Raw genomic sequence first — 16,442 nt, forward strand, 5'->3', positions numbered from 1 at the left:
TCATTGATTGGTGGAAACATTGCTAAACCAACGAGTTGACCTCTCTAACGAACGGCAGATTTTGCGCGGCCCGAATCTTGGGTCATGCTGCGTTGGCATAGGGCGACTGCGAGCCTCAAAGTGCAATTAGTAGGTCCGTATCTGCGCAAGCATCGGGCAAGAAACGTTCCCGATTTTACAGTTGGCCGTAAGTTCATTCAGGGCGGCCTCCAATCGCTTAAGTTCGTTTATCTTCATACGCACATTGGAGATATGAAGCTCGGCCAGTTCCTTAACGGATTGGCAATCCTCGCTATCACCTTCGGACAGGTTGAGAAGCACCTTTGCATCGGCAAGCGAAAAACCCAAGTCTCGGCACTTCCGTAGAAAACGAAGCCGTCCAACATCGTGCGCGGCGTACATGCGTCGATTATTCGATGCTCTTTCTGGTTTAGGCACGATCCCTTCGCGTTCGTAATAGCGGATAGTTTCAATTCCGACTCCGCTTTGCCGGGATGCTTCCCCAATCGCAAACATGTGAGATTTCCTGCCTTGATCCTGTAGTGGCTACAGAAGTTATACGAGAAGTTGCTGTCTCCACAACTCCGCACGTCATGGTTCATGAGGGAAACGGAATGCAGAAATACCTTAGCCTCAGCTACTTGGGATCTCTATCAGCACTTGGCGTCGCGACTTGCTGCGTTTTGCCCATGATAGTGATGTTAATGGGGCTGGGCGGCAGTTGGTTGGCAATCTTTGGAAAGCTTGCCGCAGCGAGTTACTATGTGCTGACGATTTCAACGGCGCTCGTCGCGATATCGTGGCTGGTATCTTATCAGCGCGGTTCCTTGCCGACGTTGAAATGGCGGCTTGCAGGAACGACTCTGATCACCGGCGTGGCTTGGGTCGTTGTGTTTAACGAGGCACGGATTAACGATTACCTGATCATGAAGATGTGAGACTATGACAAAACAAACTGTAGTCCTGGAAAGCACCCTGACTTGCCCGAACTGCGGCCACAGCGAAACCGAGGAAATGCCAACGGATGCTTGCCAGTGGTTCTATGAATGCAAATCGTGCAAAACAGTTTTGAAGCCATTGGAAGGCGACTGTTGTGTTTACTGTTCATATGCCACGGTCCCGTGTCCACCAATTCAGCTAGGCGATAGCTGTTGCAGATGAAGCGAAGGATGGCTTTGTTGAGCGAACTGTGTGTTGCAGCCGCGAGCATCGCGGCGATTTGCATGAATGACAGGTTTTCCGCTGCTTGGCCGCACAAGATATTCGGCAGTTGCAGCGTTGTTCCAGCTGCAAGCGCATGCACCAATAAAATCCAGGGTACAGGTTGGGTTCGAAACGCTATTTCGCCGAATCGCGTACGAACGGTTGGTTAAAGCCGTGAAGCTGACATTCCCGGTCTTCTCTACTTCCGAAAGGCTTTGTTGCACAATTGGCGCGAGGGATTCCCTGTTTGAATCCAGTGGGGTAGCTATGAGGTATGAGCAGTTGGTCCGCTACGACGTACAAGACCATGAACTGGCCTTCGTACAACACGGCGCTTAGGCAGCGTGGTTCGCTATCGATCTGGTTTGATCCTGAGATGGAATTGTAAAAGTCCGTCCAGGGAAAGGGGATGCGCGCTCAAACCCTGATCTGTGCAACAAAGCCATCCTTGGGGATGCAACCCCAACTCAAAGGATTACATTGCCTCACCCCCTTTGCAGGAGAGTTTCTTCGATAGCTTCTGAAGCGGAAGACGACCTTACAGGTAATTGTTTCAACGGCATTGCCAAGTTATTTGTGTGTGAATGAGAGGGGTGAGGCTTGGGCTTGTCACGTGGTCATTTCGGCCGCATAGCCAAAAGTTTGCGACAAAGCCGTTTGAAACTTATGATAGGTATAGATAGCAAGCGGCTCCGAAATCATCTTACCCGTGGATGGCTGCTTTTGTCAGGTCGTGAAGTTTAGAATTGCTGGCCAAGACAGCCCCCCCTCTTTCAATGAATTCGGAATATGGGGGGAAATCGACCTTGCCACCTGCCTCCTCCACAATGAGCATTCCGGCAATGGCGTCCCAAGGATTGAGATGTGCTTCAAAAAACGCATCGGCCCGTCCAGCGGCAACGGTAAGCAAGCTATAAGCGGCAGATCCGTTTCGACGATATTCCATGCCATGGTCGATCAGTCTCTGGACTTGATCGAGATAGTCGTCGGCGCCGTGGCGCGCGGATCGTCCCAATAGAACCAGCGCATCACTCGCAAGCTCGCAACTTGAAACGCCTGTTTCGCAAGAGTTCAGGCTTGCACCCTTACCGGCACACGCTGAACCAAACATCGCGACATCCGGAGCGAAGACAGCCCCAAATTTGATTTCTCCGTCCCGGCAATACCCGATCGAGACTGCCCAGTCAGGTAACCCGTGCATATAGTTGGTTGTGCCGTCGATTGGATCTATGGCCCAAACGGAAGAACCACTACCAACGAGGCCCTTTTCCTCTCCAAGGATCGTATCTTCAGGAAAGAACTCGTGAATTCTTCGCCGTATAAGTTCCTCTACCGCAATATCCGCAGCAGTTACAAAGTCCTGATGCGACTTGCGCTCTGCAAAACCGGCAGACCGTTCGTTGCGCATTTGAACGGCAAGTTTCCCTGCCTCAACGGCGACATCTTTTGCCAACTCAAACCGGCTGTCGTGACCCACTGGCATTACTTAATTCCCCCACCAAATCCGCGTGTCAGGCCCTTTTGTACAAAGCCAACCATGACCAGGATCGGGAGAGACGCGAGAAGACCAACGGCCGACAACTTGCCCCAAAAGGTTTCATCTTCTGTAATCAGAGTTGCGATGAATGTGGGTAGCGTGAAGTTCTCTGGTGATTGGATGAACAGCAACGAATACGCGAACTCATTCCAGCTCAGGATGACCAAGAATACCGAAGTCGCTATCAGTCCCGGCGTCATGACCGGCAGTACGATTGACCGCAAACGGCGCATTAGTGATGCGCCATCTACAAGCGCTGCCTCTTCGTATTCAACCGGGACATCCCGCACAAAACCCAATAGCATCCATATCGCAAAGGGTAGGAAAAGAGCAGGGTTTGCGCATCGCCTGGATCGACCGAGAGTGAGAACTTCTGCTCCAAGCCTGCATCAAACGCACGCTGAACCTCATCAAGAAGCGGTCCTGAAACCATCTTCTCTGCCGAGGCCTGCAATTCCTGAAGCAACTGCTTTTGCCTTTTTCCGGAAAGTCTCGGGTTTTCGGGATCACGCTCGCCATCAAAACCAAGTTGCGCCCGGTCGAGGGAGAGATCCACATCCTCCGAGAAGCGATGGATGACGTCATAAGCCTTGGAAAGGGATGTTCCTCCCTTGAAAATCATGTGATTGCCAAAGGAGGGCAGGGCGAAGAGCTGTTTCAGGGACCAGCAGACCCAGAAGTCCTTTTCAACAATGGCCTTGGATAATCCAAGCTGCGCGGCAGCCTCCTGAAACGCTTCGTCGCGATTTTCCGCAGTGCCGTTGGCGAGTTGGTCCATGATCAGGCCTGCGCAACGATCTGTTGTACGACAGAATGCATCCAGGAGCCCAGAATGTTGCGGTCATCATCGTGCTTGGCAACAGAAGAAGAACACTGCCCCACCACGTCAGATAGCGCACGTTGTCCTCTGTCCGCTCGATCACCATACCTGCAGCCAATGCGGCAAGCGAAACGAGCCAGATGGTGATGAAATCAGTGTAGAACACCTCGCCATAGGCGCCGAGTGTGAAGCTTATGCGCCAGGTCACCAGGGTGAGGCCGATACATGCGATGAAGAATGTACCGGCCTCGTCGCCCTTGAAGCGATCAGTCATAGCTGAGCGTCAGGGCTTCCGTCACCGGCAGCGACTGGCAGGTCAGGATCGCCCCTTTCGCAATATCCGCGTCCTCGAGCGCCATGCGGGCGCGCATGTGGACATCGCCTTTGGTCAGCTTGGCGCGGCAGGCGCCGCAGACGCCCGACTGGCAGGAAAAGGGTGGTTTCAGCCCTGCGGATTTGGCCGCTTCGAGAACCGTTTGCCCCTTGGCCACGTCGATGGAATGCCGGGTGCCGCCGAGTGTGATGTCTGCCGTTGCGGCCACGCCTTCAACGCTGGTGTCGAGCTCTGCCACGCCGCCATAGCTTTCCATGTGGATGCGGTTGGCGGGCACGTCGAGCGACATCAATGCGGCCTTGACCGCCTTGTTCATCCCGCCCGGCCCGCAGATATAGTAGTGCGCGTCCTGCGCATAGGGTGGGTTCTCGGCGATCAGCGCCTCGATCGCGGGTTTGTCGATAATGCCCTTGCGCCAGTAATCGGCAGAGGACCAGAAACCGGGTTTGGAAAAGATGTGATGGACCGTCATCCGCTCGGGATTGGTTTCCCAGACGGCGTTCAGTTCATCGTGCAGCAGAATGGATTTTTCGTTGTTGTTGCCATAGGCCAGATGCGCGAAGGAGTTGGGCTCTGCCGCCATGACCGAGCTGAGCATCGCATAAAGCGGTGTGATGCCAGAGCCGGCGCCAAAGAAGTAATGCGTGCGTCGCGACGTTGCGCCGGGATCGAGGCAGAACCCGCCAAAGGGCGGCATCACCTCGATCACGTCTCCTTTCCGCACGTTGTCGTTGATGTGGTTGCTGACCACACCGTCCCGAACCCGCTTCACTGTGATCCGCAGCGGATCACCGGTGAAAGGCGAGGACGAGATCGAGTAGCTGCGGCGCTGTTCCTCTCCGTTCACCGCAATGCGGAACGACAGGTGCTGGCCGGGCCGCCAGGCGAAGGTTTCGCGCAGGCCGTCAGGCACGTCGAACATGACCGTCCTGGCCATGCCGCCGATTTCGTCGCGGGTGTCGAGAACGGTCAGCGGGTGGAAGCTGCGTGCGTTCATTTGCCCTCTCCCAACCATTCGAGAACGACCTTCTGGTGATCGACCACCGGGCTTTCGCCGACGGCGGCGGGACCAGTTTCGAAATAAGGGGATTTCAACGATTTCTGCTGCTGTTCGCAGGCATAGATATCCTCGCCGGTGAAGTCGCCCGCGACCATCGGGTCATCCTCGCTCATGGCGTCATGGTCTTCGTACTTGCCGCTGAGGCCGAACTTGGTCCAGAAATTCGAGGACCGCATTTCCTGCTTGGCAAAATCCCAGCCAGAGCTGTTCGAGACCCGCCCCCGGTTGCTGACGCGGGTCAGTTCAGGGCCCAGCGGTTCGACAATGAAGATGTTCCAGCCATCCTCGGACCCGGCCAGCCCGATCCCCGGGAACAGCATCGGTACCCAGGCGCCGTTCATGTCCTTTGGGATCACCCGTGGGGCGATCAGCTTGGCCTCCTGATCCTTTAGGAATGCCTCGACCGGCGGTTCCCAGAACATGTAGTGGGGGCCTTCCCAGTGGTATTTCGCCGCCTTGTGGTCATACATCTGCAGCGTGTTCGAATGCAGATGGCTCAGGTGGTAGACGTCGATGTAATTCTCGACCACCACCTTCCAGTTGGCCTTGATCTCGTAGCTGTTGTTCAGTTCTTCGTATTCGACCAGTTCTTCGGGAACGTGCGGGCCGATATGCGGCTCGACCGGCCCGAACCATTCGGCGATCGAGGGCGCGTCGGGGTCGGGGTGCACAAAGATCATCGACTTCCAGATGTCGACCCTGGCGGGTTTCAGGCCCAGGCAGGATTTGTCGACCTGACCGAATTCTTCCTGTTCTTCGGGCACCGAGATCAGGTTGCCCTCCAGATCATAGGTCCAGTCGTGATAGGGGCAGGTCAGCGCCTTTTGCGTCTTGCCGACGGCGCGGATCAGTTGCGTGCCGCGGTGGCGGCAGATGTTGTGAAACGCACGCAGGCGGCGGTCGCGGCCCATCACGATGAAGATGTTGTTCAGTCCGGCCTGAACGGTGATGTACTGACCGGGTTCGCTGACATCCTCCATGAACCCCGCGTAGCGCCAGGTTTTTGAGAAGATGTCGCGCATTTCGCGGTCGAACCACGCCTGCGAGGTATAGGCCTCGACGGGCAGCAGGTGCAGCATTCGGGTCATTCAAGTACTCCTAAGAATGGTATCAGCCCCAACCGGGCAGAAAATCGGCCATCACCAGCAGGATGCAGAAGACGATCCAGGCGATCAGGATCAGCCAGTACAGAACCGGGTCTTCTTCGCGCGTCACGTCCGACAGCAGGAACGCATAGCCCGTGTGGTAACTCTGGACCGTCCAGTAGAGGAACAGCAGCCCCCAGAGCGACTGATAGCCAAGTGCCGTCGTGATCATCAGCGCGGCGAAGGCGACGTAGTTGAGTGCGCGGGTCTGATTCATGATGGGTCGTTCAATCCTTCCAGCAGGTTACGCGCGAGGGTGTAGGCGGTTTGCGTCCAGTCTTGCGGCATGCTCAGCGGCGCCAGGGACGCCACGTTCAGATACAGCGCGATAATGCCATGGGCCGCGGCGTCGACGGCGTGATGGTCGGCTTGCGGGTAGTCTTTGCGCAGCACTTGGGTGATCGCGGCCTCGAAGCCCAGCATGGACTCGCGGCAGGCGGCGCGCAGGTCGGCGTCCTCGGCAGCGCGTGCTGTCAGCGCAGCGAAGGCCAGCACCATATCCGGGGACGACCCGGCGGTGTCGGCAAACAGAAGATCGACCAGCGCCGCACCGGCCGCGTCCGGCGGCAGGGCTTCGATCAGGGCCTCGGTCTGTTCGGCAAAGCTGTGCAGAACATAGTCCTGCAGCGCCGCAATCATTTCTTCGCGATTGCCCAGATGGTGCCGGATCAGCGGGCGGGTCAGCCCGGCCTCGGCTGCAATCTGGGTCAGAGAGGCGCCCTCTAATCCAAAGCGTGCCACACATCGCACCAGTGCCTGCATCACCTGCGCATAGCGTTCGTCGCGGTTTGAAGGACGCCCAACCATGTCAGTTCCAGTATTTCAGCCGCAATGTCGATACAGCGGCCTCGCCAGCGGTAACCGCCGCATCCTCGAATTTCGACGGCAAGCCGCGGCGCCCCATGGCGGCAAAGGCGTAGCCCTCGGTCGGCACTTCGCCTTTCATGTCCAGGTCGCCGTCCAGATCTTCGTCATGCAACGCGGCAAAGGCATAAGCCCCCTGCGGCAGATCGTGAAAGGTGACCGCGACCTTAGTGCCTGCGGCCGGAACAAGGGCCATCGCGGCGGCCTTGGTCATGTCCATCGCCTGAAAGGCTTCGGCCTGATCGAAGGCTGCCACGATCACCGCGCCGTTCCCGTTCCGAAGCCCGTCGACGGTCACAGAGAGGGGAGCGGTTTCGGGCGATTGGGCGAGCGCCCCGCATCCGAGGGCTGCGGCAAGGCCAGCGGCTGAGGGGAGTTTGAAAGATCGCATCGGGTCACCTTAAATTGTCATCTTTGACAGCATTTAGGGAGATGCGAGTTGATTGTCAATGATGACAGCAAATGTTTAGAAAGCGGCGGCAGCGCCAGCGCATCAGACGGCTGGCTCAGCGACCGAAGCCCGGCACCGCTCCGCCATCATGTCGGGATGGAAGGTCAGCCCCTCAAACAGTGCCTGAGCCCAGTGCAAAGCCCCGGAGGTGAGCAGGAACACCTCGGGCACGATCACCCATTCTCCGATCCAGGCACCGCCCGACCTTTCATGTTCATGCAGCGTGAATTCTCCGATCTGTTCGGCTTGCTGCCGGCCAAGGCGGGAGACTGCTTCCATGAATTCGGAAGCCCGCTGATTGCGCTTGTGGTGCATGGACGAGGACGCACCCTTGCCGTTGACATGATCTTCGGAGACCTCGGCAATGTCGGATGATGACAGCAGGTTGATATTGTGGGCAATCTTGCAGAGCGAGGCGCAAAGGACGCCGAGCGCAGCGACGATATCCGCTATGCTATCGCGGGCGTTCTGCCAATGCGGCTCGACAACGCCAAGGCCGAGACGTTCCGCAACAGCGGATTTGATCCGTTCTCCGGATCCGTTCTCATAACCTCGCAGGTCTCCGACCGGGCCGCCGATCTGCACGTTGAGACCTCGGGTAGCGGCTTGCTGCAAAGCCTCGTTGCGCCGCACAAGCTCCGAGCGCCAGACGGTCAGCTTGGTTGCCAATTTCACGGGAACGGCGTGTTGACCATTGGTGCGCCCCATTAGCACGGTCGAGGGGTGGGCGCGGATATGGCCGTCCAGCAGACCGATCAGCCGGGTTGTGCCGGTCTCAATTTCCGCAAGGCCAAGCTTCATCTGCATGACCGTGGCCGTATCCATGATGTCCTGCGTGGTGGCCCTGTGGTGAACGTGGCACCCGTGCTCGCCCGCCAACGCGCGCAGCTGTTTCACCAGCCCCACGATGGGGCGGCCGACCAGGTCCATCTCGGCGGCCAGCGCTTCGGTGTCCAGATCGGAGACGCCGACAGTTTCGATCACCGCAGCCGCGTTATCGGGGATCAGTTTCAGATCGGCCTGACAGCGGGCAAGGATCTGTTCGACTTTCAGCCAGGCGGCGATGGTGGCAGGCTCGGACCAGATCCTCCGCATTTCGGCGGAGGAGAAGCAGTTGCGGTAGATTCGGTAATCAAGCATCGTCCAGCCCACCCTCTGCGATCCGGCGTTCCTTCATGATCGACCGGATGCGCAAGCCCATGGCGACGAGCCCGAGCAGCAGGAAACCGGCGGCGATGGGGCGTTCGATGAAGATGAGCGCGCCGCCATCGGACATCAGCAATGCTTGACGGAACGTTTCCTCGGCCCCCTTGGCCAGCACGAACGAGATCACGAACGCCGCAACGTTGAAGTCGAACTTGCGCATCAGCCAGCCCACGAAACCGGCCACGGTCATGACGGTCACGTCGAACATCGAACCGCGGGCGGAATAGGCGGCGACAAAGGCGGTCATGAAGATCAGCGGGTAGAGCACGTTGACCGGAACTTTCAGGATCAGGCGCGCGACCTGCGTGGCGCCGAAATAGCCGATCACCCCGTAGGCAAGGATCCCCAACATCCCGCAGGCAAAGAGCTGATAGACCAGTTCCTTGTCCGTTAGGAACAGGGTGGGGCCGACCTGAATGCCGTGGATCAGGAAGACGCCCAGCAGGATGGCCCCGATGGTCGAACCCGGGATGCCGAGGGTCAGAAGCGGTGCCATCGACGGGCCGGACACAGCGTTGTTGGCGGCCTCGGGCGCGGCGACGCCCTCCAATGCGCCCTTGCCCCATTGCTCGGGGTTCTTGGCGCGGCGCTTACCCTCGCCGTAGGAGATGAAGGCCGCGATGGCCGAGCCGAGCCCCGGCAGAACGCCGATCCCCGCCCCGATGAACCCGCCCCGGACGGCGTGCGGGATGCAGGGTTTGTATTCTTCGTAAGTGAGGCTGTGCCCGGTGGGATCGCTTTCGTTTTCCCGGACCTCGCCTTTTGCCTTCTTGCGCTCTTCGAGTTGGGCAAAGACCTCGCCCAGCACGAAGACACCGATCATGAGCGGGACTAGGCCGATGCCGTTCGACAGCTCGAACGAACCGAACGTGTACCGTTCCTCGCTGGAGATCGGATCGAGGCCGACCATGGCCACGAGGATGCCGAGCAGGGCCGAGATCAGGCCCTTGGTGACCGATTTTCCGATCACCGACCCGATCACCACGAAGGCTGCGAAATAGATGGCGAAGGTTTCGGGCGGGCCGAGCTTGAGCGCGATGGCGGCGATGAACCCTACGCCGATCACGAGCATGAAATCACCCATGAAATCACCGATGACCGACGAGATTGTGGCGACCTTCATCGCCTTTCCGGCCTTGCCGGCGCGGGCCAGCGGATAGCCGTCGATCTGCGTTGCGGCACTTGCCGCCGTTCCGGGCGTGTTGAACAGGATCGCGGCAACCGAGCCGCCATAACGCCCGGATTTGCCGATCACATAGAGGAACGCCAGCGCAAACAGTGGCGACATGTAGAAGGTGATGGGCAGGAGCATTGCGATGGCCGCGGAGGCGGTGAGGCCGGGCGTGGCGCCGACGATCATGCCGACGGCAGCAGCCAGAACGATGGCGAACAGAAGCGTCGGATCGGTGATGACCGACAGAAGGGCGGGAAAGATCTCCATTAGGTTTACCCCCGGAACCAGTCGAGCAGGTCGAACACCTCGCCATAGGGCGGGAAGACACCGAGCAGCTCGAAGAAGATGATGTGGAAGATGAGCGGGCAGGCGATCATGGATACAGCCAGCCCGATCCAGTTGCGGACACCGAAGATGTAGAGAACCACCGGAGCAACAATTGCCGTGGGCAGGACATAGCCAAACCAGCGGAAGGATTGCTGATAGATCAGCGCAACCGCAAACAGGATCAGGATGTCGAGCGTGCCGGTGTCACGTTCTTGGGCAACGTCGTGACCTGTCTGCGTGGCGCGCATCCCGCTGAACAACAACAGGCCTGAAAGCGCCAGAAGGGCAACCGAGGCAGCGAATGGCACGACCCCGGCCCAGGTGTCGCCGGGGCTTGCGGCAGGGACCTGCCAGGCGCCCCAGATCGCGATCAGAGACAATAGCGCGAGTACAATTCCTTCGACCATATCCCGCATGGCGTCCTCCTTCGGAAATAGTTGAGATGGGATGGCCGGGCCGGAGCTGATGCCGGCCAGACCACCGCCCGGCTCAGTTGTTCAAGGTCTCGACCAAAGGAGCGGCATCCGCTTTCATTGCGGTCAATGTGGCCTTGGCGTCTGCCCCACTTGCGTAGACCGGGCCGGTGCCGCGTTCGGCCAGAAGCTCGGCGAATTCCGGCTTGGCGGCAATCTCGGCCAGTGCCGTTTCCATGGCGGAAATGACTTCGGTCGGTGTGCCTTTGGGCGCGAATACGATCACGGGAGACGACACGGCGGCGAAGGGAACGCCCAGCTCTCCGAAGGAGGGAACATCGGACATGATCGTGTCGCGGTCAGCGCTGTTGACGGCCAGGGCGCGCAGTTGCTCTTCAAATCCACGAAGCTGCTGCACCCCAAGGAAGCCGAAATCGGCCTGCTCACCGATCAGGGCCGCACGGGTTGGGCCGCCGCCTTTGAATGGGACATCCTGCGCTTCGATCCCGTTATTGGCCAGGAAGCCGAGACCGCCCACATGGTGGAATCCACCGCGACCGGAATGGGCCCAACGCAGCGAACCAGGATCTGCCTTTGCCGCGTCAATGACATCCTGCACGGTCTGATAGGGGCTGCCCGTCGGCACCATGAGAGACGTGCGCAACTGACCAACCTGCGCCACGAAATCAAAGCTGTCCAGCGCGTCGATTTTGGTGTCGCGCGTCATGGTCGACAGCAGGAACGACCCGCCCGAGGTCATCATCATCGTGTATCCGTCAGGCCGGGCCCCGACCACGGCATTGGCGCCATTGAGCCCGCCCGAGCCGGGCTTGTTCACGACGACAACCGGCACATCCAGCACACCTTCTGCGGCGGCAGAGATGGCACGCGCATAGGCGTCTGTCCCGCCCCCGGCCTTGTAAGGCACGACCAGGTTGATGGGGCGTTTTGGCCAGTCAGCCGCGTGGCTGGCAGTGGCGGTCGCGACCAGCGCCGCCGCAGCTGTAACAGCACCAAGGAATGCTCTGCGTTTCATTTGGGCTCCTCCAAAAATAGTGACGCAGCCTTTCTAGCAGGCGCTTGGATTGCGATTTCTGCAAAGATAGCATCTAATACTGCAAAATAGTAAAGAGTCGAGGCTATGAACATCAAAGCGCTTCGCGCCTTCCGCTATGCCTTTTCCGAAGGCTCCGTCGCCGCCGCCTCTGAGGTCATGCATCTGAGCCAGCCTGCCATCAGCCGATTGATCAGCGGTCTGGAAGCTGAACTGAAACTAAGGCTGTTTGACCGCAGCGGGCGCAGCCTGTCCCCCACCACAGAAGGGATTGCGTTCTACCGCGAGGCCGGGCGCATCCTCGACAATCTTGACGAGATTCCCCGGATTGCAGGGGAAATCCGGGCGGGCCGGACCGAAAGCCTCAGGATCGTGACGATGCCACGGATTGCCCAATTCCTGTCTGCGCCCGCTGTCGGGCAGTTCATTCAAGCGTACCCTGACGTAAACGTGACCCTCGATGTGCGCGCCCGCCGCGAGGCTGGAAAATGGCTGGCCGGGCAGGAATACGACATCGGCATCGCGGCCCTTCCGGTCAGCCATCCTGATATTCGGACGGCACCGCTGGTCCGGGTCCGGGCATTGGCCATTCTGCCGAAGGACCATCCGTTGTCGGATGCAGACCAAGTGACCGCCGATCAGCTCGCCAACGATACCGTCATTCGTTTGATGCATGGGCTGCTGCTGCGCGATCAGTTGGATGACACATTCAATTCGGCAGGCGTGACGCCGCGCAAAACGCACGAAGTTTCTGCATCGCAGCTGGCCTGCGCTCTGGTCGCGGAAGGTGCTGGGATCACGATTGCGGATGAGATGGTTGCCCACCCGTTTCGATGCAGGGTTTCTGTGGTTCCAATCGAGCCCGAGAGATGGATGACGTTTGGTTTGTTACTCCCTAAGGTGCAAAAGCCCAACGAGGCCGCAGACTGTTTTAGGGAGATCCTGGCCCTGCACGTCGACCATGTGTGCTCCTCAAGCCAAACCATGCACAGCCTAACTCGCAGGCAAAATGGTTGAGCTGAATTTCACCGGAGCCATGAATGGGACAAAATCGCGCTCGCCGTTGATTTTTCCCTCACAAAGATCGGTTTGTTGCGCGCCTCAATCGCACGATCAGCCTGCAGCGAATGGTCGGTATGGATATTGGCCAAAGCTGCACGGGTGAATGGCCGGAAACGGGAAATCTGCTGCGGCGCCACGAGCGTGATGCTGCAACTGCACGGGTCTTTCTGCGACAGCAGTATGCGAAAACCTCAAGGTCTGGAAGGTCCGCAGTGTGTGAATTCACCCAGCATCAGATTTCGACGTCGCAGCGAATGTCTCTTCTGACGGGCCGCACCGCTGCGCCTATACTCGTCGTCCAACGGCCGTTCAGGGCCGTTCTTGCTGGCGGATATTGTCACCCTGACGCTGATGCTGCGGCCCCGGCTATCTTATAGCAGCGAGCGAGCGCGCGAAAAATCTCTTGGTCTCCTGCGGGCTCAACACCGTTATTTGCTGCTTATTGAACGTACGGCCGTTTTGGATCGGGATCATTTGCTGTTGAGCCTGTAATCGCGACTCGAATTAAATCTGGAGAGTTCGTTGGACGAGGCCAAAATCCCCACATCTTATACCTGAGATTAATTTTGGCCTGCGATTGTTGCTCGGTATTCTACATGAGGATTTGACATGAAAAAACTTGCCACCATCGACCTGCCCAGAACAAACGCCAATGCCTTTGAAGTGCTGGCACGCTGCCAGAACGCAGCCGCAACAGCCGGAGCCGAGCAATCCAGAATTCAGACATTCCTGGTGGAAGCCGTCTCGGGTGATTTTGAGCACTTGTTACGCGTGGTGAAAACCCACTTCGAGGTCTCGAACGCTGGGTCTTAATTAGAGAGGGTCAACGCCGGCCTATGGTATAAGCCCTAGCCCGGGGCGCACGGCTGGGGAACCGTGATGGCAACCGATACGGCGTTCGTGATTGGATGCCTGGCGCTTTTTGGAAGGCGGATCCCGTCCACCTTGCGTCTGTTCCTTCTTTCTCTGGCCATTTTTGACGATGTCGGCGCAATTCTCGTCGTCGCCTTCGGTTACGGGGAAGCGTTGAACTGGTCGGCGCTCGGTTTGGGTCTGCTGGGAATTGGTGTCGTCGCAGGCGCCTCGCGCGTCGGGATCAGAAGTGTCCCGGTTTATTTTCTTCTCGGTGCGGCAGTCTGGCTATGCATCGATGCCTCCGGCGTTCATGCGACCATCGCAGGGGTCATTCTGGGCCTTATGACGCCGACGCGCATCTGGGTAAGCGATGCCCGGCTGCATGCAATCCTTGGACGCCTACGCGCCGTTCCGGCCGGCGATCGGCAGCAGGGAGATACCGCAACCCGCCATAACCTGCGTCAAGCAAGCAGAGCGGTCACGGAGGCACTCTCGCCAGTCGAACGGCTCGAGACAATGCTGCACCCTTGGGTCGGCTTTGCAATCATGCCGATTTTCGCGCTGGCAAATGCCGGCATCACGGTTCAGGGTGCCGATTTCGAACAACCGGTCTCCTTGGCGATAATTGTCGGCCTGGTGTTAGGAAAACCGATCGGCGTCTTCGGGTTCAGCTGGCTAGCTGTCCGATCAGGCCTGGCAGTGTTAGCGCCGGGCTTGTCGGGGCCGTTAATTCTGGCCGGCTCGTTTCTAACTGGAATCGGTTTCACGATGTCGCTGTTCATAGCGGGCTTGGCCTTCGATCCGGCGACGCTGAACGCCGCAAAGCTTGGAATTCTCTCAGGATCAGCTATTGCCGCAACGGCCGGGATCCTCATGCTGCTCCTGCTGACAATTCACGCAGCGCGCACAAAAAGCGCCACAAGCACCGCAGAACAAGACCGGGTACCCTAGAATGGGAAGAATACCGGGATCACCCCAACCACGGCTGCGCCGACGATAAGATTCATCGGAACGCCGATCCTGAGGAAGTCGGAAAACTTGTAGTTCCCAGCGCCATATACCAATGTGTTGGTCTGATAGCCGACCGGAGTGGCGAAACTTGCACTTGCGCCAAACATCACAGCGACGACGAACGGCTTGGCGTCGACACCGAGCTGTTCCGCAACACCGATCGCGAGAGGTGTAACGACGACGGCAACGGCGTTGTTGGTAACCGCCTCGGTGAGCGCCGAAGACAGTATGTAGATCGCAGCGAGCGTAACAATTAGGGGCAACTCTACGAGAGTCGGCACCAATGTCTCCACGATCAGGTTGACTGCTCCTGCATTCTGCATACCGCTGCCGACGATTAGCATGGAAAAGATCAGCACAAGGACGCTGGCGTCGATGGACGCCCAGGCTTCGCCGCTGTCGATGCACCGGAGCACGAGGATGGCAGCGACCGCGACAAGGGCAAGCACGCTGATCTCGGCGAACCCGGCTGCAGCGAGCGCCACAACCGCGAAAAGCGTGAACAGAGCTAGCGGCGCTTTCCCGCGGCGGAAGGCGCGCCCCCCGGCATCCGTGATCGCGGCAAGATCGCCCGCCTCGGTCATTCGGGCAAAGCCTTCAGGCGTTCCTTCCAAAAGCAGTGTATCGGCGGGGCGCAAAAGCGCCGTCGACAGGTCGGGTCCAAGCACTTCCCCATGTCGGTGGGCGCCAAGAACACGCATGCCGTATCGGTGCCCCATGGCAAGCTGGGCAATGCGCACTCCACGGCTTCGGCGTGAAAGCGTCACGATAGCTTCGGCGACGATTAGCTCCGAGGTGTTTTCGGCCGCTGGCCCCTGGCGCAACCCGACTTCGATCCCTTCAAGTTTCCTGAGGGTGAGCAGTTCTGATGTCGCAACCTTGGCAATGATCCTGTCGCCCGGTTCGAGTATGTGTTCACTAAATCCCTCTCTCTTGACTCCAGAACGCGCACGGATGCCGACGATTTCAACACCTCTTCGGCTGAAGGCGGCGATTTCATGAATCGTTCGACCAATATTCGGGTAGTCCTCTTGCGGGCGTACCTCGGTCAAAAAAGTCGCTTCATCGTCGCCGCCCTGTTCCGAAATATCCTTTCGGTCTGGCAGCAGGACAGGTCCAAGCAGGAGGAGCGCCACACCGCCTGTGGCCGCGGCCACCAGACCGACCGGTGTGATCTCGAAAATTGAAAACGGTTCCAAGCCAGACGCCTGGGAAACGCCGTCCACCAGAAGGTTGGTCGACGTGCCGATCAGAGTACACGTCCCGCCCAGGACGGACATGTAGGATAGCGGAATCAACAGGCGTGTCGCAGCAAAGCCCAGGCTCTGCGCCAAACGAATGGCCACCGGTATGAGGACGATGACGACCGGCGTGTTGTTAATCAGACCCGAGGCGACTAGCGTCGCGATGAGAAACGCCGCTATACCGGCGACCGGGCGCTTGCTCCCTGCGGCGACAACCTTGTTCGCAAGTGCGTCGAGAAGCCCGGTTCGGACCAGCGCGCCGCTGATTACGAACATCGCGGCGATCGTTATGGGTGCAGGGTTCGAAAACGCTGCCAGAACTTCATTCGTGGGGACAAACCCCAAGACGACAAACAGCGCGGCGGCCCCCGCAGCGGTTACGTCCGGTTCGAAGCGCTCGGAAAGAAATGCTGCGAACAGAAGGATGACAATTGCGAGCGCAAGATAGGGTTCATAGTCGGCGATGAGATCAATCAGTCCGCCCTCCTTCATTCATACCTTTGCCGCTGACGATATGCCGGTCGCAGCATCCACCTTCCTGACTAGAGCGACAACTGAATAATCAGCCCAATTGTCCCGACAATACTGGCTCAGAAAGAAACCCAACTGGCACAGACGTGGCCGTCCGTGGAGCGACAAATGGCCTATTGAGATGCTCCCAGTTTCCTATCCAACGCACCAA

Annotated in this window: 19 protein-coding genes and 2 pseudogenes; 6 read left to right on the forward strand and 15 right to left on the reverse strand. The window is 58.6% G+C overall.

Annotated features, from left to right (window positions below; genetic code table 11):
• Window positions 1-126: 126 nt before the first annotated feature.
• A complete protein-coding gene (locus AC2FLU_RS04390) occupies window positions 127-516 on the reverse strand; it encodes a MerR family transcriptional regulator (protein ID WP_496809070.1) in 390 nt (129 codons plus the stop codon).
• A 98-nt stretch (window positions 517-614) separates the two neighbouring features.
• Between AC2FLU_RS04390 and AC2FLU_RS04395 the strand changes: the two genes are divergently transcribed.
• The 3 genes and pseudogenes from AC2FLU_RS04395 to AC2FLU_RS04405 all read left to right on the forward strand — a co-directional run.
• On the forward strand, window positions 615-938 hold the full coding sequence (locus AC2FLU_RS04395) for a hypothetical protein (protein ID WP_480520997.1): 324 nt from the start codon (window positions 615-617) through the stop codon (window positions 936-938).
• Window positions 939-942: 4 nt separating this feature from the next.
• Window positions 943-1,161 carry a GDCCVxC domain-containing (seleno)protein gene (locus AC2FLU_RS04400; RefSeq protein ID WP_480520996.1) on the forward strand — a complete coding sequence of 73 codons (219 nt, stop codon included), beginning with the start codon at window positions 943-945 and terminating at the stop codon, window positions 1,159-1,161.
• A gap of 316 nt (window positions 1,162-1,477) precedes the next feature.
• Window positions 1,478-1,582, forward strand: a pseudogene (locus AC2FLU_RS04405) (IS5/IS1182 family transposase); the annotation flags it as partial.
• 324 nt (window positions 1,583-1,906) lie between these two features.
• On the opposite strand, the gene AC2FLU_RS04410 reads toward AC2FLU_RS04405, so the two are convergent.
• The 13 genes from AC2FLU_RS04410 to AC2FLU_RS04470 form a co-directional block, all read right to left on the reverse strand.
• Window positions 1,907-2,686 carry an inositol monophosphatase family protein gene (locus AC2FLU_RS04410; RefSeq protein WP_496809068.1) on the reverse strand — a complete coding sequence of 260 codons (780 nt, stop codon included), beginning with the start codon at window positions 2,684-2,686 and terminating at the stop codon, window positions 1,907-1,909.
• Entirely contained in the window at window positions 2,686-3,045 is a 360-nt protein-coding gene (locus tag AC2FLU_RS04415; protein ID WP_496809067.1) for a carbohydrate ABC transporter permease, read from the reverse strand. Before AC2FLU_RS04415 ends, AC2FLU_RS04410 begins: the two co-directional genes overlap by 1 nt.
• Window positions 2,988-3,518 carry a nucleotidyl transferase AbiEii/AbiGii toxin family protein gene (locus AC2FLU_RS04420; RefSeq protein ID WP_496809066.1) on the reverse strand — a complete coding sequence of 177 codons (531 nt, stop codon included), beginning with the start codon at window positions 3,516-3,518 and terminating at the stop codon, window positions 2,988-2,990. The genes AC2FLU_RS04415 and AC2FLU_RS04420 overlap by 58 nt, the downstream gene beginning before the upstream one ends.
• Entirely contained in the window at window positions 3,427-3,834 is a 408-nt protein-coding gene (locus AC2FLU_RS04425; protein WP_496809065.1) for a hypothetical protein, read from the reverse strand. The genes AC2FLU_RS04420 and AC2FLU_RS04425 overlap by 92 nt, the downstream gene beginning before the upstream one ends.
• On the reverse strand, window positions 3,827-4,891 hold the full coding sequence (locus AC2FLU_RS04430; RefSeq protein ID WP_480481472.1) for a 2Fe-2S iron-sulfur cluster-binding protein: 1,065 nt from the start codon (window positions 4,889-4,891) through the stop codon (window positions 3,827-3,829). Before AC2FLU_RS04430 ends, AC2FLU_RS04425 begins: the two co-directional genes overlap by 8 nt.
• Window positions 4,888-6,042, reverse strand: a complete 1,155-nt coding sequence (locus tag AC2FLU_RS04435; RefSeq protein ID WP_480481470.1) for an aromatic ring-hydroxylating oxygenase subunit alpha — start codon at window positions 6,040-6,042, stop codon at window positions 4,888-4,890. Before AC2FLU_RS04435 ends, AC2FLU_RS04430 begins: the two co-directional genes overlap by 4 nt.
• Before the next feature lie 22 nt (window positions 6,043-6,064).
• Window positions 6,065-6,316, reverse strand: a complete 252-nt coding sequence (locus tag AC2FLU_RS04440) for a hypothetical protein (RefSeq protein ID WP_480481468.1) — start codon at window positions 6,314-6,316, stop codon at window positions 6,065-6,067.
• On the reverse strand, window positions 6,313-6,906 hold the full coding sequence (locus tag AC2FLU_RS04445; RefSeq protein WP_480481466.1) for a TetR/AcrR family transcriptional regulator: 594 nt from the start codon (window positions 6,904-6,906) through the stop codon (window positions 6,313-6,315). The genes AC2FLU_RS04440 and AC2FLU_RS04445 overlap by 4 nt, the downstream gene beginning before the upstream one ends.
• A gap of 1 nt (window position 6,907) precedes the next feature.
• Entirely contained in the window at window positions 6,908-7,354 is a 447-nt protein-coding gene (locus tag AC2FLU_RS04450) for a DUF2141 domain-containing protein (RefSeq protein ID WP_480481464.1), read from the reverse strand.
• Window positions 7,355-7,456: 102 nt separating this feature from the next.
• Window positions 7,457-8,554, reverse strand: a complete 1,098-nt coding sequence (locus AC2FLU_RS04455; protein WP_496715806.1) for a lyase family protein — start codon at window positions 8,552-8,554, stop codon at window positions 7,457-7,459.
• Complete coding sequence (locus AC2FLU_RS04460) at window positions 8,547-10,061, reverse strand: tripartite tricarboxylate transporter permease (RefSeq protein ID WP_496715807.1); 1,515 nt, start codon at window positions 10,059-10,061, stop codon at window positions 8,547-8,549. The genes AC2FLU_RS04455 and AC2FLU_RS04460 overlap by 8 nt, the downstream gene beginning before the upstream one ends.
• Window positions 10,062-10,066: 5 nt before the next feature.
• Complete coding sequence (locus tag AC2FLU_RS04465) at window positions 10,067-10,537, reverse strand: tripartite tricarboxylate transporter TctB family protein (protein WP_496715808.1); 471 nt, start codon at window positions 10,535-10,537, stop codon at window positions 10,067-10,069.
• Between the two features lie 73 nt (window positions 10,538-10,610).
• The gene (locus tag AC2FLU_RS04470) at window positions 10,611-11,570 is read right to left on the reverse strand and encodes a tripartite tricarboxylate transporter substrate binding protein (RefSeq protein WP_480481455.1); all 960 of its coding nucleotides are present in this window, start codon (window positions 11,568-11,570) and stop codon (window positions 10,611-10,613) included.
• A 105-nt stretch (window positions 11,571-11,675) separates the two neighbouring features.
• Here AC2FLU_RS04470 and AC2FLU_RS04475 point away from each other — a divergent pair, with 105 nt between their 5' ends.
• From AC2FLU_RS04475 to AC2FLU_RS04485, 3 genes and pseudogenes are all read left to right on the forward strand, one after another.
• Window positions 11,676-12,605 carry a LysR family transcriptional regulator gene (locus AC2FLU_RS04475; RefSeq protein ID WP_480481453.1) on the forward strand — a complete coding sequence of 310 codons (930 nt, stop codon included), beginning with the start codon at window positions 11,676-11,678 and terminating at the stop codon, window positions 12,603-12,605.
• Between the two features lie 654 nt (window positions 12,606-13,259).
• Window positions 13,260-13,463 (forward strand): hypothetical protein, encoded by a 204-nt coding sequence (locus AC2FLU_RS04480; protein ID WP_496809064.1) that lies wholly within the window; start codon window positions 13,260-13,262, stop codon window positions 13,461-13,463.
• A gap of 54 nt (window positions 13,464-13,517) precedes the next feature.
• Window positions 13,518-14,456 (forward strand): annotated as a pseudogene (locus tag AC2FLU_RS04485) (Na+/H+ antiporter NhaA); the annotation flags it as partial.
• Here the strand turns inward: AC2FLU_RS04485 and AC2FLU_RS04490 are convergent.
• Entirely contained in the window at window positions 14,453-16,252 is a 1,800-nt protein-coding gene (locus AC2FLU_RS04490) for an SLC13 family permease (protein ID WP_496809063.1), read from the reverse strand. The pseudogene AC2FLU_RS04485 and the gene AC2FLU_RS04490 overlap by 4 nt on opposite strands.
• Window positions 16,253-16,442: the final 190 nt, after the last annotated feature.

The organism is Ruegeria sp. SAZD013, assembly GCF_059612525.1.

What these genes read in the sequence shown, in the direction of transcription:
- AC2FLU_RS04390 (WP_496809070.1), bottom strand. Translation starts at nt 516, where the DNA reads ATGTTTGCGATTGGGGAAGCATCCCGGCAAAGCGGAGTCGGAATTGAA.
- AC2FLU_RS04395 (WP_480520997.1), top strand. Translation starts at nt 615, where the DNA reads ATGCAGAAATACCTTAGCCTCAGCTACTTGGGATCTCTATCAGCACTT.
- AC2FLU_RS04400 (WP_480520996.1), top strand. Translation starts at nt 943, where the DNA reads ATGACAAAACAAACTGTAGTCCTGGAAAGCACCCTGACTTGCCCGAAC.
- AC2FLU_RS04410 (WP_496809068.1), bottom strand. Translation starts at nt 2,686, where the DNA reads ATGCCAGTGGGTCACGACAGCCGGTTTGAGTTGGCAAAAGATGTCGCC.
- AC2FLU_RS04415 (WP_496809067.1), bottom strand. Translation starts at nt 3,045, where the DNA reads ATGCTATTGGGTTTTGTGCGGGATGTCCCGGTTGAATACGAAGAGGCA.
- AC2FLU_RS04420 (WP_496809066.1), bottom strand. Translation starts at nt 3,518, where the DNA reads ATGGACCAACTCGCCAACGGCACTGCGGAAAATCGCGACGAAGCGTTT.
- AC2FLU_RS04425 (WP_496809065.1), bottom strand. Translation starts at nt 3,834, where the DNA reads ATGACTGATCGCTTCAAGGGCGACGAGGCCGGTACATTCTTCATCGCA.
- AC2FLU_RS04430 (WP_480481472.1), bottom strand. Translation starts at nt 4,891, where the DNA reads ATGAACGCACGCAGCTTCCACCCGCTGACCGTTCTCGACACCCGCGAC.
- AC2FLU_RS04435 (WP_480481470.1), bottom strand. Translation starts at nt 6,042, where the DNA reads ATGACCCGAATGCTGCACCTGCTGCCCGTCGAGGCCTATACCTCGCAG.
- AC2FLU_RS04440 (WP_480481468.1), bottom strand. Translation starts at nt 6,316, where the DNA reads ATGAATCAGACCCGCGCACTCAACTACGTCGCCTTCGCCGCGCTGATG.
- AC2FLU_RS04445 (WP_480481466.1), bottom strand. Translation starts at nt 6,906, where the DNA reads ATGGTTGGGCGTCCTTCAAACCGCGACGAACGCTATGCGCAGGTGATG.
- AC2FLU_RS04450 (WP_480481464.1), bottom strand. Translation starts at nt 7,354, where the DNA reads ATGCGATCTTTCAAACTCCCCTCAGCCGCTGGCCTTGCCGCAGCCCTC.
- AC2FLU_RS04455 (WP_496715806.1), bottom strand. Translation starts at nt 8,554, where the DNA reads ATGCTTGATTACCGAATCTACCGCAACTGCTTCTCCTCCGCCGAAATG.
- AC2FLU_RS04460 (WP_496715807.1), bottom strand. Translation starts at nt 10,061, where the DNA reads ATGGAGATCTTTCCCGCCCTTCTGTCGGTCATCACCGATCCGACGCTT.
- AC2FLU_RS04465 (WP_496715808.1), bottom strand. Translation starts at nt 10,537, where the DNA reads ATGCGGGATATGGTCGAAGGAATTGTACTCGCGCTATTGTCTCTGATC.
- AC2FLU_RS04470 (WP_480481455.1), bottom strand. Translation starts at nt 11,570, where the DNA reads ATGAAACGCAGAGCATTCCTTGGTGCTGTTACAGCTGCGGCGGCGCTG.
- AC2FLU_RS04475 (WP_480481453.1), top strand. Translation starts at nt 11,676, where the DNA reads ATGAACATCAAAGCGCTTCGCGCCTTCCGCTATGCCTTTTCCGAAGGC.
- AC2FLU_RS04480 (WP_496809064.1), top strand. Translation starts at nt 13,260, where the DNA reads ATGAAAAAACTTGCCACCATCGACCTGCCCAGAACAAACGCCAATGCC.
- AC2FLU_RS04490 (WP_496809063.1), bottom strand. Translation starts at nt 16,252, where the DNA reads ATGAAGGAGGGCGGACTGATTGATCTCATCGCCGACTATGAACCCTAT.